Annotated in this window: 19 protein-coding genes and 1 tRNA gene; 15 read left to right on the top strand and 5 right to left on the bottom strand. The window is 62.0% G+C overall.

Annotated elements, in window-relative coordinates; all coding sequences use genetic code 11:
• Positions 1-21: 21 nt before the first annotated feature.
• Entirely contained in the window at positions 22-336 is a 315-nt protein-coding gene (locus HS122_18130; GenBank protein ID MBE7540316.1) for a hypothetical protein, read from the top strand.
• Here HS122_18130 and HS122_18125 read toward each other — a convergent pair.
• Complete coding sequence (locus HS122_18125; protein ID MBE7540315.1) at positions 319-1,362, bottom strand: LacI family DNA-binding transcriptional regulator; 1,044 nt, start codon at positions 1,360-1,362, stop codon at positions 319-321. The genes HS122_18130 and HS122_18125 overlap by 18 nt on opposite strands.
• A 133-nt stretch (positions 1,363-1,495) precedes the next feature.
• Here HS122_18125 and HS122_18120 point away from each other — a divergent pair, with 133 nt between their 5' ends.
• The 5 genes from HS122_18120 to HS122_18100 all read left to right on the top strand — a co-directional run bounded on the left by HS122_18120 (position 1,496) and on the right by HS122_18100 (position 3,915).
• Positions 1,496-1,759, top strand: a complete 264-nt coding sequence (locus HS122_18120) for a hypothetical protein (GenBank protein MBE7540314.1) — start codon at positions 1,496-1,498, stop codon at positions 1,757-1,759.
• Positions 1,756-2,133 carry a type II toxin-antitoxin system VapC family toxin gene (locus tag HS122_18115; protein MBE7540313.1) on the top strand — a complete coding sequence of 126 codons (378 nt, stop codon included), beginning with the start codon at positions 1,756-1,758 and terminating at the stop codon, positions 2,131-2,133. Before HS122_18120 ends, HS122_18115 begins: the two co-directional genes overlap by 4 nt.
• Before the next feature lie 180 nt (positions 2,134-2,313).
• Positions 2,314-2,655 (top strand): hypothetical protein, encoded by a 342-nt coding sequence (locus HS122_18110; protein ID MBE7540312.1) that lies wholly within the window; start codon positions 2,314-2,316, stop codon positions 2,653-2,655.
• Between the two features lie 25 nt (positions 2,656-2,680).
• Entirely contained in the window at positions 2,681-3,364 is a 684-nt protein-coding gene (locus tag HS122_18105; GenBank protein MBE7540311.1) for a dihydrofolate reductase, read from the top strand.
• A gap of 65 nt (positions 3,365-3,429) precedes the next feature.
• On the top strand, positions 3,430-3,915 hold the full coding sequence (locus tag HS122_18100) for a VOC family protein (GenBank protein ID MBE7540310.1): 486 nt from the start codon (positions 3,430-3,432) through the stop codon (positions 3,913-3,915).
• Between the two features lie 21 nt (positions 3,916-3,936).
• Here HS122_18100 and HS122_18095 read toward each other — a convergent pair whose 3' ends face one another.
• Positions 3,937-5,961 (bottom strand): discoidin domain-containing protein, encoded by a 2,025-nt coding sequence (locus HS122_18095; GenBank protein MBE7540309.1) that lies wholly within the window; start codon positions 5,959-5,961, stop codon positions 3,937-3,939.
• 157 nt (positions 5,962-6,118) lie between these two features.
• On the opposite strand from HS122_18095, the gene HS122_18090 reads away from it, so the two are divergent.
• Genes HS122_18090 through HS122_18080 form a run of 3 tightly spaced genes read left to right on the top strand, consistent with a single transcriptional unit; the run spans position 6,119 to position 9,033 of the window.
• Positions 6,119-7,162, top strand: a complete 1,044-nt coding sequence (locus tag HS122_18090; protein MBE7540308.1) for an SIS domain-containing protein — start codon at positions 6,119-6,121, stop codon at positions 7,160-7,162.
• Between the two features lie 6 nt (positions 7,163-7,168).
• Entirely contained in the window at positions 7,169-8,122 is a 954-nt protein-coding gene (locus tag HS122_18085) for a DMT family transporter (GenBank protein MBE7540307.1), read from the top strand.
• Positions 8,119-9,033 (top strand): ROK family protein, encoded by a 915-nt coding sequence (locus HS122_18080; protein MBE7540306.1) that lies wholly within the window; start codon positions 8,119-8,121, stop codon positions 9,031-9,033. The genes HS122_18085 and HS122_18080 overlap by 4 nt, the downstream gene beginning before the upstream one ends.
• A gap of 66 nt (positions 9,034-9,099) precedes the next feature.
• On the opposite strand, the gene HS122_18075 is transcribed toward HS122_18080, so the two are convergent.
• Positions 9,100-9,516 (bottom strand): GreA/GreB family elongation factor, encoded by a 417-nt coding sequence (locus tag HS122_18075; GenBank protein MBE7540305.1) that lies wholly within the window; start codon positions 9,514-9,516, stop codon positions 9,100-9,102.
• A gap of 457 nt (positions 9,517-9,973) precedes the next feature.
• Between HS122_18075 and trpB the strand changes: the two genes are divergently transcribed.
• The 4 genes from trpB to HS122_18055 all read left to right on the top strand — a co-directional run bounded on the left by trpB (position 9,974) and on the right by HS122_18055 (position 13,010).
• The gene (gene trpB / locus HS122_18070; GenBank protein MBE7540304.1) at positions 9,974-11,197 is read left to right on the top strand and encodes a tryptophan synthase subunit beta; all 1,224 of its coding nucleotides are present in this window, start codon (positions 9,974-9,976) and stop codon (positions 11,195-11,197) included.
• A 105-nt stretch (positions 11,198-11,302) separates the two neighbouring features.
• Positions 11,303-11,378: transfer RNA gene (locus tag HS122_18065), tRNA-Arg, on the top strand.
• A gap of 67 nt (positions 11,379-11,445) precedes the next feature.
• A complete protein-coding gene (locus HS122_18060) occupies positions 11,446-12,606 on the top strand; it encodes a glycosyltransferase family 4 protein (GenBank protein MBE7540303.1) in 1,161 nt (386 codons plus the stop codon).
• Entirely contained in the window at positions 12,603-13,010 is a 408-nt protein-coding gene (locus HS122_18055) for an acyl-CoA thioesterase (GenBank protein ID MBE7540302.1), read from the top strand. Before HS122_18060 ends, HS122_18055 begins: the two co-directional genes overlap by 4 nt.
• Before the next feature lie 6 nt (positions 13,011-13,016).
• Here the strand turns inward: HS122_18055 and HS122_18050 are convergent, their stop codons facing one another.
• Positions 13,017-13,598 (bottom strand): shikimate kinase, encoded by a 582-nt coding sequence (locus tag HS122_18050; protein MBE7540301.1) that lies wholly within the window; start codon positions 13,596-13,598, stop codon positions 13,017-13,019.
• Between the two features lie 95 nt (positions 13,599-13,693).
• On the opposite strand from HS122_18050, the gene HS122_18045 reads away from it, so the two are divergent.
• Together HS122_18045 and HS122_18040 are read left to right on the top strand one after the other, a co-directional pair.
• Positions 13,694-14,800 (top strand): low specificity L-threonine aldolase, encoded by a 1,107-nt coding sequence (locus HS122_18045; GenBank protein ID MBE7540300.1) that lies wholly within the window; start codon positions 13,694-13,696, stop codon positions 14,798-14,800.
• 12 nt (positions 14,801-14,812) lie between these two features.
• The gene (locus HS122_18040; protein MBE7540299.1) at positions 14,813-15,673 is read left to right on the top strand and encodes a transglutaminase family protein; all 861 of its coding nucleotides are present in this window, start codon (positions 14,813-14,815) and stop codon (positions 15,671-15,673) included.
• Positions 15,674-15,716: 43 nt separating this feature from the next.
• On the opposite strand, the gene HS122_18035 is transcribed toward HS122_18040, so the two are convergent.
• Positions 15,717-16,529, bottom strand: coding sequence for an FKBP-type peptidyl-prolyl cis-trans isomerase (locus HS122_18035; GenBank protein MBE7540298.1), 813 nt, complete (start codon positions 16,527-16,529; stop codon positions 15,717-15,719).
• Positions 16,530-16,664 lie beyond the last annotated feature (135 nt).

The raw sequence follows: 16,664 nt of genomic DNA, 5'->3' as shown, positions 1-16,664 counted from the left end.
AGTGGTTGAGCGGAGATGACAATGCAGGATCCAGTCGCGCCACTGTATATTCAGTTCGATCTGGTTGATAGCGGCTTTGAAGCGGTCGTCGTGCGCTCCGAATGCCTGCAAGACCAGCCGGAAGACTTTGCATTTCTCGCTGCCCTTGAGGGCCTCCTCGGCGAGCACGCCCACGTGCTCGGGATCGCAGTGCCTCAGGTTTTCCGCGTCGGGATGCAACTCGCGACGCGCGGCCCCGATCTGGGCGAACTTTTCGACGAATGTTTTCGAGTTCTTGAAGGAACGGAAGAAGGCGACGCCGCGGCTTTGACCCGCAACCTAACCCGCCGGTCGTAGGGTCGTTTCGACGGTGATCAGGCGCGGCGACACCGTCACCCCGACGCGACCCTCAACATCGCGATTCTTCGTTCGCCAGAGGAGGTGGTCGATCACCTTTCGCACGAGCAGCGGCAGGTTGATGTCGATCGCCGCCGGATGGTGGTCGAGATTGAAATAAATCATCGGGTTGTAGTTGCCGAGGATCGTGTCGAAATCGCGCTCCGGGATTTTTCCCGCCGCCCTCAGCGCACGGAAAAACGCCCCGCTGAAATGGTCGACGGGGAGATAGAGCCCGGTTGCCTTCGGAGTGCAGGCCAGGAGACGGCGAACCAGCTCCGTGCTCTCCGCATGCAGCGGCATGAACTCGAGATAGCTGACTCCGGGGTTCGGCACACCCATGATCGCATGCAGCGTCATGCCGAGTTCGCTCGCGCGCGCGGAGAAGGCGTTCGTGCGCCTGGCGACGGCGCTGTATTCAGGGTCGGTTGAAAGGACGGCGACAGACTTGTGTCCGCGCTGGTGGAGGTAGTCCGCGGCCATGCGGCCATTCTCCTCGTTGTTCGGTTCGACATAGTCGCCCTTGTACGAGAATGAGCGGCGCGTCATGAACCAGACATGCGGCAGCGCCGCCAGTTGGGCCATGCACTCCGGGGATGGCTCCATTCCCTGAATGATCACGCCGTCAAGCCGCTCCCCGAGGAGCACCCGGGGAATTTCAGCAGGGCTGTTTGAAAAGAGCACGCGAAGATCGACGCGATAACGGGGATCGGCCGACTGCACCTGGAGCAGCTGATCCTGGAACCAGTTGAGGCTCGGATTGTTGGCCTTCGCACCGACAAACCATACCCCAATCCGGCGCTGCTCCGGCAGGCGGGTCTTCGGTCCTCGACGTCCATTGATCGGAGCGGGCACATAGTTGTGCTCGTGCATGACCGCCCGGATGCGGGCCAGGCTTTCGGCCGCGACAAGCTCCGGTTGATTGATTGCCCGGGATACCGTTGCCGGTGATACGCGAGCCTTCCGGGCGATTTCTATGATCAGCATGGAGGGGGAGCCACTGCGCAGAGATTCAGCAAGTGCAATGAAAAGCATCTATGAAAATGTCAAGAAATTGAAATTTCCGATTGCATTTCGCCGTTTTACTTGCCTCAAGCCATAAATACGGCAGGTTATACTTATGAAAACAACTTTGGATATTCCTGACAAAATCTTCCGCCAGGCGAAGGCCCGAGCTGCCTTGCGTGGGATTTCGCTTCGACAATTCGTCACTGAAGCGCTCGAGAAACGGATTTCCTCCACTGCTTTGACAAACTCCAGCTCTGCCGAGCCACCTTGGATGAAAGGGTTCGGTGCGTTGTCCGACCTTGGCGATGAAACCCGGCAGATTGATTCCCTCATTGCCGAAGCCTTCGGAAAGCTCGACCAGGAAGACGGGGCATGATCCTGGATACCAACGCACTTTCTGCCTGGGCCGACGGAAATCCCGCCTGCCGTGAAGCCTTTCTGGAATCCTCCCGGCTTGTTGTCCCCGCTATTGTTCTCGGGGAATATCGATATGGCATTGGTCTGTCCCGCCATCGCGCACGCTACGAGGACTGGCTCTCCAAAAACCTCCTATTTGCCGAACTCCAGCCAGTCAACGCCACCACCGCAAGCCACTATGCCGAATTGCGGCTGCACCTCAAAAGTCGGGGCACGCCAATCCCAAGCAATGACCTGTGGATCGCTGCTATTGCTGCGGAACTTCAACTTCCACTTCTCAGCAATGACACTCATTTTGACGTCATTCCGGGATTGCACCGCCTTGCCTTCTAAAGTCGCTACGCAGTCAAAAATGAGGGGCGTCCCTCGCATCTGCCAGGATTCCCAAGGTCGATCCTTTCTTCGCGTGGCAAATGATTCTTTTCCGTCGAGTGTCCATTCACCGGCACTTCATTCGTGGTAGCAGTGAGCCAACGAAAACAAGCCCACCCCAGAAAGGCGAAAGGACGCACGGTGCCAAAATACCTGATTTCCATTTACCATCCCGACGACTACGATCCATCGATCGCGGAGGACGAGACCATGGATCGCGCAATAGACTCCCTCAACGACGAGATGGTTGCGGCCGGTGCCAGGCTTTTCGTCGGCGGACTTCATCCCGCCTACAGCGCACGCTCGGTAAAGAGCCAGCACGATGGCTCGGTGACCGTTTCCGAGGGATCCCATCTGAAAACCCGGGAGCACATCTGTGGTCTGTGGGTGCTTCACACGGCTGACCTCGACGAGGCACTCGTCTGGGCAAAAAAAGCCACGCTCGCCTGCCGCGCCCCGGTCGAAGTCCGTCAATTTCACTGATTCTCCGCATCCCCCGACCTCATTCATGACAACGAATGCTCAAACGCCAAGTGGCCGACTCCGCGTTCACTGCTTCAGCATCTCACTTGACGGCTTCGGTGCCGGTCCGAACCAGAGTCTGGAGAACCCCCTCGGCGTCGGCGGCAAGGCGCTGGCTGAATGGTTTTTCCCCACGCGGACATTCCAGAAGATGATCGGCAACGAGGGTGGCACGACTGGGATTGAAGAGGAGTACGCCGTGCGTGGACTGAAAAACCTAGGCGCATGGATCCTCGGTCGCAACATGTTCGGACCGATCCGGGGAGAGTGGCCCGATGATGCCTGGAAGGGCTGGTGGGGCGACAACCCGCCCTATCACGTTCCGGTTTTTGTGCTGACTCATCATGCCCGGCCGTCGATTCCGATGAAGGGAGGCACGACGTTTCACTTCGTCACGGACGGGATCCATTCCGCCTTGAGACAGGCCCGCGAAGCCGCGCACGGCAGGGACATCCGCGTGGGTGGTGGCGTTGCGACGATCCGCCAGTACCTGCAGGATGGGTTGATCGACGAAATGCACCTTGCGATCTCGCCCGTTCTGCTGGGTGCGGGAGAGCCCCTTTTCACCGGGATTGATCTTTTGAAACTCGGCTATCGATGCGCGGAACACACGGCCACGCCGGCCGCGACACACATCGTGCTGCGCAAAAAGGACAATCATTCCGACTGATGCCCGGCCAAAACGGGCGGTGTGAAACGTCCATGCGTTTCACCTGATCTTCGAACACACTCCCCATGAACAATCCGATTCCAAGAAACTCCATCTGCCTCTGGTTCAACAAGGACGCGCTGGACGCGGCCAAATTCTACGCGGCGACATTTCCCGACAGCAAAGTGACCGCAGTGCACCATTCGCCGGGCGACTACCCGTCCGGGAAAAAAGGCGATGTCCTCACGGTCGAGTTCACCGTCCTCGGAATTCCCTGCATCGGCCTGAACGGCGGGCCGGCCTTCCAGCACAGCGAAGCCTTCTCCTTCCAGGTGGCGACGGACACCCAGGAGGAAACCGACCGCTATTGGAACGCAATCGTCGGCAACGGCGGCCAGGAGAGCGCCTGCGGCTGGTGCAAGGACCGCTGGGGGCTGTCCTGGCAGATCACCCCGCGCGCCCTCATCCACGCGGTCACCGCCGGCGGTGCGGAGGCCACGCGCGCTTTTGAGGCCATGATGGAAATGGGCAAAATCGACATCGCAAAAATCGAGGCCGCGCGTCGCGGGTGAACCGCCTTGTGCGGTGAACGTTCAGGCGGGCGCAGGCGGGGCGGCCGGCACGGGATTGAGGATCCCGTTCAGCGAAACCCGCGTCCCCTTCCCCGGCTGGCTCGCGAGTTCAAGATTGCCGTGCAGGAGCATCGACCGGTGGCGCAGGCTGGTGAGTCCGTGTCCATCTCCAGACGCACCGACCACGAATCCGCATCCATCATCCCTGACCTCCAGCGAAAACCTCCGCTCGTCGACCTGAAGGCGGATCCACACGTGCCCTGCGCCTGCATGGCGCAGGACATTGTTTAGCATTTCCTTCAATGCCAGCAGCAGGTGCCGCTGCACATCGAGCGCCGGCGCCTCATCCATGCCCTCGATTTCAAACGTCCACTCGACACCCTTCAGCAGGTGCCTGGCTGTTTCGCGAAGGCGTTCCGTGAGCCGGGGCGCATCGTGCGGACCCGGCTGCGTGAGCCACACAATGTCACGCATCGCGGATGCTGTATCCGCGGCGAGCTTTCGGATCTCCTCGGTGTCAGCCGCCGAAAGCCCGGCGCCCTCGCGATGACCCAGCTCAGCCATCATGGAAATGCCGGCCAGATTGCTCCCGATCTCATCGTGAAGGTCCCCGGCAATCCTCCGCTGCAGAGCGGCGACCGCGAGCGCCTGCTTGCGCCGCTGGTGGAGAAATCCACCCAGAGTCCCCAGAACCACCACCGTGACGCCCCCGATGAAAATGCGTGAGACACGCCGGGCCAGACGCGGCTGCAGCACCGCCAGCCGGGCCTGCACTGTTGCAAGCGCCTGCTCGACTTCTCCCCGCCGAGACAACTCCTGCAGCCAGGCGGTCCAATCGATAAGATGCATCGGTCCGCGCTGGCCATCGGTCAGGTACGAGGGATTGAAATTTCTCGGACTCTGCGACGTCGCGCTCATCGCCGTCACGTCGGCCCCGAGCGCGACATTGCTGTCGCCATGGTAGGCCTGCAGTTCACCCAATGCAAAAATGTACTGGCCCTCGCTCTTTTCCCACAGCTCCTCCGCGGTCATGCGTACAAAGCGTCCGGCTTTCCCTTCACAGGGCAGCGTTATCGGACTGAAAGAGGACACCCCAAACGAGCGCCTCGACCAGTCCGCGACAACGTGCGCGGTGTGAAACTCCACATCGTCGGACAACTCCACTCGAAACCGCATCGGAAACCCGTAGCCGTGCGTGTTGGAGAAATCCGTGAACTTGATCGGCAGCAACCGAATCTCATCGAGCGCATACGAACGTCCCAGGTCCACCTGGAACCAAACGTTGGTCGATGGATCGGAATAGACGTCGGACTCCCAGCCGTGCGTAAGCGCATGGCTCGTCTTTGCAACCGGTGCGCCGACGATGCTCTGTCCGTCGATGAGGTTCTGGCGACTCCAGGTCGGCCCGCGTTCAAGCGAGGCGCTCGTGCGCACCTTCACCCCGCTCAGCCCGGTGGCGAGATTGCGGCTGCCTTGGATGACCATGATTTCGCCCAGCGCATAGGCTCGGTAGACGCCTTTCTCCCAGGGCTTGGTCATGACCACTCGCACTTTGCGCGCGACTCGTCCGGGCGTGCGAATCAAGACGGGAAACGAACCCGGATTCTCGAAATCCTCATTCGAATGATCCTCAACAATCGTCCAGCCGGTTGTGCCATTGTCGATTTCCACCCGAAAACGCCGCGGAAATCCATGGCCCGGTGCGGCGGTATCCGCGAAGGGAACATCAACCGGCACAAGGCACAGCGCGTCAATCGAATGAACCGCACCGAGGTCGATCTCAATCCATTGATCGACGGCCAGACTGCTGCCATAACCAAACACCTTCCACCCGATCCTTGACGCGCGCTCATTCTTGGGAGGATGGGAAAGGACTTGAAGCTCCGCGGTCAGTTGCTGCTCGCGATCATCGAGCGCCCGAATTTCCGGGCTGATGGCGCGCGCGATGGAGCTGGGCAGCACAAAGGGCCGCGAATGCTGCTCTGCGGGAGCCGGCTGCGCCATCAGCGATGATCCCATCGCCATCGCGGCCAACCCGGCAGGCATCCACTTGTTTCGAGGCATCGTTCGCGAAAATCATGCACCATCGCGCCAGGGAAAGCAATCCCGCCGGCAAGGTCCGCAACGCCCGTAATTACGTGGATTGCGGCATCCGCCGCGCACTGCTACCCTCTCCCGCCAGCTCGAAAAACCCTGGAGCAACGTGACAACCATCATTCACGGTCCCTACCTTTCGGATCTCCTCAAACAGGGTGAGGTCCTGCACCGCGTATGCGCCGCGCTTGGCCCCCTGCAGCCGCCGCATCAGCTCCGCAAGGGATTGCAGAGCGGTCTGTACCGCCGCGTGGTTCTGACGGGCATGGGCAGTTCATTTCATGCGCTCTATCCATTGCACCTGAGACTCAGCGCCGCGGGTTTCTCCTCGCACTGGATTGAAACCGCGGAACTGCTCCTTGGATTCGGACCTCTCAAGGCACGCGACACGCTGCTCGTCATGGCGTCGCAATCCGGTGAAAGCGCCGAGGTGGTCGCGCTGCTCAATGACAGGGGGCAGTTCGGCCACGTGATTGGAATCACCAACAACTCCTCCTCCACCCTCGGTCGCGCCGCGCATACGCTGCTCAGCCTGCACGCAGGCGAGGAGGCCACGGTCTCCTGCAAGACCTACATCGCAACACTGGCCGTTCTTCACTGGCTCGGCGAGGCCCTGGCCGGCGGCAGCGTCGCGGAAGCCATCCAGGCGCTTCAGTCGATCGAAAAGCCGATGCGGGCCTACGTCGAAAATTTCCAGAGTCTCGTCGATGCGTTGTCGGGGATGATCGCGGGGACTCGCGCGGTGTATGTGATTGGACGCGGCGCCTCGCTGGCGACCGCGGGAACGGGGGGACTCATCCTCAAGGAATCCACTCGGCAACCCGCTGAAGGCATGTCTGCACCGGCATTTCGCCACGGCGTCATCGAAATGGTCGGCCCGCAAACGCTGGTGCTCATTCTCGCAGGGCAACCGGAAGTCGCCCAACTGCACCAGAAGCTGGCCGCGGAGATCAGCGGCCATGGAGGCGTTGTCGGCGTGATCGGCGCCGACGCGGGGATCGCGGGGGTTTTCCGGATTCCGGTGGTGCCTGCACCGTTGCTGCCGCTCGTGGAGATTCTCCCCGTGCAGATGCTTTCACTTGCGATCGCCGCACGCGATGGACGCGAGGCCGGCCGCTTCAAGCTGGCCAGCAAGGTAACCACGATCAACTAGCGCCCAATGCCCTCACAAACGCCCGCCTCCACCAAACAACGCCCCTGGTGGCTCATCCACGCTCTCACCGCGGCAACCTGCTGGGGCATTTGGGGCGTGCTGGCCAAGGGGCCGAGCCGCGAACTCTCGGGCTGGATGACGCAGATTCTGTTCACCTTCGCGTTGATCCCGTCCGCCCTGGTGGCTGCGTTTTCGCCGCGCGTGAAGATCGGCACAAACAAACCGCGGGGGCTGTTCTGGGGCTTTGTCTCCGGACTCCTGGCAGCCGGAGGCAATCTTGCCTTCTACCTGGCGCTCGAAAACGGAGCCGACACAGCAGTCGCCATTCCACTGACAAACATATATCCGCTGGTGACGATCGCCATCGCCTGGCTCTGGTTTCGCGAACGCCTGAATGGGATACAGATCGCCGGCATCGGCGTCGCCGTCGCGGCCATCGTCCTGCTGAGCGGTGAGGCGGGCTCGCTGGGCAATCCCGCCGAATTTCTTCACCGTCTCGGGCTCAATGCCTGGATGGGGTACACCTTCGCCGCGATGGTGTTCTGGGGGGTCTTCAGTGCGACACAGAAGATTTCGACGAACCACATTTCCGCCGAGCTTTCCTATCTGGCCTGGTGCGCGGCGTTCGTGCCGGTTGCGATCTGGATCGTCGCGACGAAGGAGCTGAAATGGAACATGCCGGCACCCATGCTCTGGTCGGGCCTGGCAGCCGGCGCGCTCAACGGATTCGGCGTCATCGCCGCGTTCGCCGCCTACCGCGCCGAGGGCAAGGCCTCGATCGTCACGCCTCTCGCCGCGGCGGTTCAGCCCGTCGTCACGGTTGTGCTGGCATTGATTTTTCTCGGCGAACGGATCGGGGGACTCGAGATCGCCGGTGTCGTGCTGGCCATAACCGCCGCCGTGGCGCTTTCCTTCGAAAAACGCCCCGCTCCGCCCCAATCCATCGCCGGCATGCCGTGAATCACGCACTGGGAATCGACATCGGCGGCACAAAGATCGCTCTCGGCGTGGTGGCGGAGCATGGAGCCCTGCTGGCCCAAGCGGCCGTTGCCACGGATCCCGGCCTCGGGTTCGGGAGCGCCATCCACCGCATGGGCGCCGCCGCGCGGGAACTGCTCAGGACGAGCGGAATCCCGGCTGGCGCACTGGCCGGTGTCGGCATGGGGTGCACGGGCCCGGTCAATCCGACGACCGGTGTTGTCGACAATCCCTACACGCTTCCCGGCTGGGATGGCTGCAATCTCGTCGCGGCGATGTCGGACGAGCTCGGTCTGCCGGCCTGGCTGGAAAACGACGCCGATGCGGCCGCGTACGGCGAGTATCATTTCGGCACGGGCGAAAAAGTGGAACGGCTCGTCATGCTGACCTTTGGCACGGGAGTGGGCGGGGCCGCGGTGCTCCACGGCAGGATCTACCGCGGGGCCGGCGGCGGGCATCCGGAGCCGGGGCACATGCTTGTTTCAAGCGACGGACCGCCCTGCTACTGCGGGTGCCGGGGGTGCGTGGAATCCTACGCCTCGGGCCCCGCGATCGCGGCGGCGGCAGCGGCGATCGGCCTCGACTCCGCGGACGCGCTGTTCGCGGCCGGGGCGGACCACGAATCCGCGCGTAGTGTGCTCATGGATACACAGCAGGCGGTCGCTGCGGCGACCTGGGGCGTGCTGCACAGTTTTCTCCCCGACCGCATCGTGCTCGGCGGAGGTCTGGTTGAGGCGCACGCCGCTTTCTTTGTGAACGCCGCAAGGAAGGCCGTGAACCGCGCAAGACTGATCGACACGAGTCACGTGACGGTCATCGCCGCAAAGCTCGGCAACCACGCCGGCGTGATCGGCGCCGCCCGCTGGGCGATCGATCAGCGTCGCGGTGCCTGATTGCAGCGACAAACGCCGTGGCTGAAGGTGGGATGAATCAATCCTTCGACTCGAGCCACGCCGCCGCTAAATAAGCACCGCCTGGGCCAGCGTGCCGGCCTGGCGCGGCGGCCTGACTTCGCGGATCAGGATGCGCCGCGAGCCGGCCGGGGTCTGCCAGACTATTTCGTCACCGGCACTGCGGCCAAGGGCCTCGACGCCAAGGCGCGAATCCACGGAAAGGCCGTCGTCCAGGTGCAGAACCTGGTTCGGAAGGCAGAGCGTGTGGGATTGCGTCGCTCCCGTCTGCCCATCGACGGTTTCAAAGGTGCTGCCCATGCGGATCAACGCAGGCCGTTCAGGTTCATCGGCAACAATGAACGCGCGATCCAGCTTCGTGCGGAGGACATTGCGCTCACGACGGCGGTCGATGCAAAAGGGAGCCTGGGCGAGCATCCACCGCAGGCATTCGTTGTCTGTGGAAGTTACATACGTTGGATTCATGACGGTCGCGCTTTGGTTGCGGTCGTGTGCGCGTGTGGGTCGACCGCAGAACTCAGATGACCAAGTCCGATCAATCGTGTCTGTTGGAGAATTGCGGCGAGGCCGCGTGTCAAAAGAGGCGCTCAGCGCCCCGCAGATTTCCGTCTGTCTCCGGGAACATGCCCCGGATCAGGAGCCGGTCCGCTTCGTAGCCCGCGGATGCTCTCCAGCCTTACGGCGCTCGCGCAAGATCATGACAGCCCCAGACACCGCCCGGGCGCACGATGCGACGCACCGCACGCAGATGGTGGATCAATGGGGATGGCGCAACCATGACAGAGACACATGAGGCCGAATCATCGCGGATGTCAACCGGGCGGCACTGTTCTTCTCCTGTTTCACCGCTCACTCGCGCCGAGCCATACCGCCTTGCCTTGTGCAAGACAGGCTGGCACATCATGCGCCTTTCAATCCAATCATGAGCCCCTCCTCACAGCTGCGAAACTCACCTGATGCCTCCGGATTCTTCGGCAGATACGGCGGCATTTTTGTCCCGCCGGAACTTGAGAAACCGCTCGCGGAGGTGCGCGACGCCTATGCGGTTGTTTCACGCTCCCACGAATTCATTGAGGAGCTCCGCCGCATCCGCCGGCATTTCCAGGGGCGTCCGACACCAACCTATCACGCGGCACGGCTCTCGAAGAAACTCGGGCGGACGCAGATCTACCTGAAGCGCGAGGATCTCAACCACACCGGCGCCCACAAACTGAATCACTGCATGGGAGAAGGCCTGCTCGCCCGCTTCATGGGAAAGCGGAAGCTCATCGCCGAAACCGGCGCGGGACAGCATGGCGTCGCACTCGCAACGGCCGCGGCCTATTTCGGACTCGAGTGCGACATCTACATGGGCGAGGTGGATATCGCCAAACAGGCTCCCAATGTCGCCCGCATGAAAATCCTCGGCGCACGGGTGATTCCCGCAACGCACGGCCTGAAAACCCTCAAGGAGGCTGTTGACGCCGCGCTAGTCGCCTACATCCAGGATCCCGTCAACCAGATCTACTGCATCGGCTCCGTTGTCGGCCCGCATCCCTTCCCCATGATGGTCCGCGATTTCCAGCACGTCGTCGGAATCGAGGCACGCGAGCAGTTCCTCGAGATGACCGGCAACCTGCCGGACATCGTCGCCGCCTGCGTCGGCGGCGGCAGCAACGCCATGGGCCTTTTCGCCGGATTCATCGACGATCCTGTGGAGATCCATGGAGTCGAGCCGCTCGGCAGGAATTCAACTCTGGGCAATCACGCGGCAACCATGACCTACGGAAGGGAAGGGCTCATCCATGGATTCCGCTGTTACCTGCTGCAGGATGAAAAAGGCGAGCCGGCACCCGTGCACTCGATTGCCAGCGGTCTGGATTATCCCGGCGTCGGCCCCGAGCACTGCCATCTCAAGGATTCCGGCCGGGTGAAATATTACGCGGCTTCCGACAAGGAGGCCGTGGAAGCTTTCTACGTGCTGAGTCGCAACGAAGGCATCATTCCCGCTCTCGAAAGTTCCCACGCCGTCGCGCACGCCATCCGGCTCGCACGCCAGAATCCAACGGAGGCGCGCACGGTTCTGGTCAATCTCAGCGGCCGCGGCGACAAGGACATGGACTACATGATCGAACACCACGGCACCGGCGACAATTTTACACTCTGAGTGCAGTCTGGTGGACCGCCGTTCCCCCGGGCGCTGCGCGGAGAGGCGGTTCCAAAAAGTGTTCGTAGATTGCCAAACCTTTGTTCACGGTCGTGCCCATTGTTCGTCCCCATAGCTCAAGTGGATAGAGCGTTCGTTTCCTAAACGAATGATCCGTGTTCGAGTCACGGTGGGGGCACCAGCCGGTGAACTCATGAGTCTTGCGTAGGGGGTTGCCTGATGCTTCCCTGAACGACGATCCATCGCGCATGAGCGCCACCGCGCAAACCCGCCAGCTTTTCCTGATAACGCACGAATTCTACCCGAAGCGGGGTGGAATCGCGACCTTCGCCGAAGAGATCGCCAAGGCATCCGCCGGACTTGGGTTCGACGTGGAGGTGTGGGCGCAATCGGCCTCCACTTCGATCCGGGAAAAACCCTGGCCCTTCAGGTTGCGCAGGCTCCCGCTGCCAGGGACCCAGGACTTTCGCTGCCAGGTCAAACTGGCTTCTCAATTGATCGCCGAGCGGCGGCGCCTGCGCTACGCCACGGTGTATCTGCCGGAGCCGGGACCCATGCTTGCCATGATGCTGCTGCTCGGGATCCCCGCCTTTCGCCCAAAACAACTGGTCCTGACTTTTCACGGCTCCGAAATCCTGCGCTTCCACAGCAATCCCGTCACCCGCCGGTTGACGAACCGCCTGATCTCCCGGGCATCGCGCATCAGCACACTCAGCCACTACACGCACAACCTCCTGACCGAGCGTTTTCCCGCCGCAAAGGGAAAAACCTTCCTCACCCCAGGCGCCCTCCGATCAGACTTCGCCGTCGTGCCCGACTCGCCGGCGGATCGCTCGAGGGACAAACTCATCGTCCTTACGGTCGGCCGTCTCCATCCCCGCAAGGGACAGATGCTCACGCTCCAGTCACTTCAGGCGCTCGCTCCCCGATTCCGCCAGCGCATCGAATACTGGATCGTCGGGGAGCACAACCGGCGCCAGTACGAGCAGAAGCTGCGCGAAACCGCGACGCAGAGCGACCTGAAGGTCCGTTTCTTCGGTGAACTGCCCGACGACGAACTGGATCGGATCTATGACCGCGCCGACATCTTTGCCATGACGAGCATCGACTACCGCCAGAGCGTGGAGGGATTCGGTCTCGTCTACCTCGAAGCCGCCGCACACGGGCTGCCCGTCGTGGCGCATTCCATCGGAGGCGTCTCTGAGGCCGTCGTCGACGGAGTCACCGGCCTTTGCGTTCCGCCGAATTATCCCGCCCAGCTCACGGCGGCATTTGAGCGCCTGATCAGCGACTCCGACCTGCGCCTGCGCATGGGAGAGGCCGGTCGCTCCTGGGCGCGACGCAATACCTGGCAAAAGGCCGCAAACCTGCTCTTCAACGATCCGCACCCACGCGGAACGCTGTCATGATACAGTCACGGACGGCGATCCAGGTCCGCTACGCGGAAACGGACATGATGGGCATCGTCTACCACGGCAGTTTTCTGCCATGGTTCGAGGTCGGCCGCACCAATCTCCTGAAGGAGCACGGGCTCCCCTACCGCGCTCTTGAGGCTGAGGGATTCCGTCTCCCGGTGCTGGAGGTCAACATCAAGTACTTCCGGCCCGCCCATTACGACGATGACCTTGTCATCGTAACCACCATGCGCGAACGACCGCTCCTGCGCATCAAGCTCGACTACGAGGTTCTGCGTGGCACCGAGCGGCTTGCAACGGGTTCGACCCTGCACGCTTTCATCGACAGATCCGGTCGCCCCGTTCGGCCACCGCCGGGTTTCTCCGAAAAGATGGCCGCGGTCTTCGCCGGGCACTGACGCGCCTTACGAGGGTGCCGCGCCCGGGCTCCGCCGCTGGCGCGCCCACTCCGATGCCTCCCGCCGGTAGGCGCGAATGACATGGGCCACGATGTCATGCAGCGGACGCCCATCCGTCAGGATGATGGTCCCCGTCCTTCGATAGATGGGCTCGCGTGCAGCATACAATGTGCGTATGCGCTCGTCGGGGTCGGCCACATTGAGCAGCGGTCGATGCCGCTGGCCCTGGGTCCGTTTCAAAATGGTTTCGATCGAGGCATGCAGGCATATCACCACGCCCTTTTGATGCAACAGTCCCAGCATGCCCTCAGGAACGACCAGCCCGCCTCCGCACGCCACAATCTGACCCGACGACGGATGCCCTTTCTCCACGAATTCGCGCTCCATCGCACGAAAGGCCGCCTCTCCCTCCTGAGCGAAGATTTCCGTGACCGGTTTGCCGGCGACGCGCTCAATTTCATGGTCGCTGTCCATCACGGCATAACCCAGCCTTTGGCCCACCGCGCGGCCAATGGTGCTTTTGCCTGTGCCCATGAAGCCCACAAGGTAGAGATTCGGTCCTGGATTATTGGTTGCGGGCGCAGTCATCCGGTCAGGTCGGCGATGATTCAGCGCCGGAGTCCGTCTGCCAACGAATAAAAAATCCGCTTCACGCAACGCCCGCGTGCGGCGAGAATGCCCCCATGCCAGACAGATCGGCGGAAAACAAGCCGCACCTCGACTACCATTTTGCCAGCGACAACACCTCGGGCATCTGCCCGGAAGCGTGGGCCTCCCTGGAGGCGGCCAACCAGGGTCGGCTTCCAAGCTACGGAACAGACGAATGGACCCGGCGCGCGTGCGACCGCATCCGCGCCGTATTCGACAAGCCCGACGCCGAAGTGTTTTTTGTCTTCAACGGCACGGCCGCAAATTCGCTGTCGCTCGCCTCGCTCTGCCAGAGCTATCACAGCGTGATCTGCCATGAGGCGGCGCACGTGGAGACGGATGAGTGCGGCGCCCCTGAGTTTTTCTCCAACGGCACGAAGATCCTCACCTCGCCAGGACGCGACGGCAAACTGACCCCCGAAGCCGTGGAGTCGCTGATCCTGAAGCGAACTGACATTCACTTCCCCAAGGCGCGGGTACTCTCGCTGACGCAGTCCACGGAGTGGGGCACGGTCTACTCAGTCGAGGAGATCATCGCGCTCAGCTCGATCGCCAGGCGTCACGGCCTGGCGGTGCACATGGACGGCTCGCGGTTTTCCAATGCGGCGGCGGCCCTCGCCGGGAAAGGAGGCCCTTCCGGCCGCGCCATCACCCCCGCCGACATCACGTGGAGATCCGGGGTCGATGTGCTGTGCTTCGGCGGCACCAAGAACGGCATGACCACCAGCGAGGCCGTTGTATTCTTCAACCCCGCACTCGCCCGCGAATTCGACTACCGGTGCAAACAGGCCGGGCAGCTCGCTTCGAAAATGCGCTTCCTGAGCTCGCAATGGCTCGGACTGCTGGAGTCGGGCGCCTGGCTTCGCCACGCCGGCCACGCCAACGCCATGACCCGGCGGCTGGCGGACTCCCTGCGCCGGCTTCCGGACGTGCGCATACTCGTGGAACCCGAGGTCAACGCACTTTTTGTCAGCTTCCCCGCCGAGACCGCGAAGCGGATGCATGAAAGGGGCTGGCACTTCTACAACTTCATCGGCGCGCACGGATACCGGCTCATGTGCTCCTGGGACACGCGCCAGGATGACATTGATCGATTTGTCGCCGACCTGCGATCTTCCCTCCAAGCCCAACCCCTGCCATAGGATCCCCCGCCGATGAAACTCCACGTCACACACCTGAGCAGATACGAATACGACGGGGTCGTCAGGTTCTCGCCGCACCTGCTCTACCTTCATCCGCGGGAAACCCCTCTCCGGCGGGTCAGCAGCTTCAACTTCAACATCTCTCCCGAAGCAAAGATCGTCTGGGCCCGGGACGCACACGACGTCGAGCACGCAATCGCCTGGTTCTGGGACGGCGCCCGCGCCTTGAGCATTCGAACGGACTTCGATGTCGAAACCCGCGACGGCAACCCCTTCGATTTCATACTCAGACCCGGCGCCGCCAGCTTCCCCTTTGCCTACGAACCATCCGAGCGCTTCAATCTGTCGTCCTATCTGGCGCCGCCGCCCGAGGAAACCCAGCGCGCTCTTCGCGCCTGGCTGGACGCCCAGGCATTCAAGCGCCCCGGGGAGACCGTCTCGTTCATCAGCGGCCTCAACCAGCTCCTGTATTCAAACATGAACTACGTCCGCCGCGAGGACCCGGACATCCAGGACGCCCGCACGACGCTGGCGCGCGGAAGCGGCGCGTGCCGCGACTACGCCGTGCTGCTCGTGGCGCTGTTCCGGACGCTGGGTCTGGCGGCGCGCTTTGTCAGCGGCTACGTGTATTCAGAAACCGACGACAGCCACCGGTCACTCGGCGCCATGCACGCATGGGCGGAGGTCTATCTTCCAGGCGCGGGATGGAAGGGCGTCGATCCAACGCATGGAGTGTTTTGCGATGACTCCTTCATTCCCGTTGCACATGCGCCGTCCGCCGAAAGCGTGAATCCAATCCAGGGAAGCATCTACAGCTCCACCCGCGTCCGCAGTTCGCTGTTCACCGACGTCAGGGTGGAGAAACGGGCCTGAAGCCTCCACCCTGATTGGCGCACCATCCTGTGCAAATCCAGCGCTACTTCGCGCCCGGATTCGCCGCCGGTGTGGCTGCAGCTGCCGGAGCAGCGGGCGTCAAATCAAGGAGCTCGACATCAAAGATGAGCGTCGAAGCCGGCGGTATGCCGGGACGGGCGTCGTCGCCATAGCCCAGGTGCGGCGGAACATAGAGCTTAATCTTTCCGCCCTTGTTGATTTTCTGAAGTCCTTCCGTCCACCCTGGGATGACCTGATCCAGGGCGAATTCCGAGGGTTCGTTGCGCTGAACAGAGCTGTCAAACACGCTGCCATCGATCAGTTTGCCCGTATAGTGCACCTTCACGGTGTCGGTCGGCTTCGGATATTCTCCTGATCCCGGCTGGACGATTTCGTAAGCCAGCCCGCTGGGAAGGGTTGTGACCCCGGGTTTCGCCTTAACTTCCGCCAGAAATTTTGTGGAGGCCGCGAGTCCCTCCTGCTTCAGGACATCCAGGTACTGCTGCTGCTTCTGCTGCAGAAATTTGTCCATCTCGGGTCCGATTTCCTCGAGCTTGTAGGGGGCGTCGCTGCCGGCCGCGGCAATTTGCAGCCCCTTGATGATCATTGCGGTCTGCTCCGGCGTAAACTTCAGCTCGGTTATCCCGATGCGCTTTCCGACAAACCAGCCAAACGTTTCAAGCAGCTGATCTTCGGAAAATTTCAGCACTGGCGCTGCCGTGGCGGCTGCGGCCGATTCAGGCGAAGGGGCAGGCGGAGTCTGCGCGTGGGTCAGATGGGCGCAGGCGACTGTCACTGCAACCGTGGTGAAAATGCGTGTGAGATTCATGCGTGAAGGTGTTGAGATCCAGAACATCGATGTTTGTTGCGGAAAATATGCCAGCGTACGCTGCTGCGTTGCGTTGGCAAACTCTAATGGTTCAGGCCGCCGCCGGAACAAGGTTTCAAGCCAGGTGCAATCAGGAGATACTCGCTTGAGTCATGCCAGCAA

It is taken from the genome of Opitutaceae bacterium, assembly GCA_015075305.1.
Classification (GTDB): domain Bacteria; phylum Verrucomicrobiota; class Verrucomicrobiia; order Opitutales; family Opitutaceae; genus UBA6669.
Note: the sequence above shows the minus strand (reverse complement) of the source record. Positions and strands in the feature narration are given on the sequence as shown.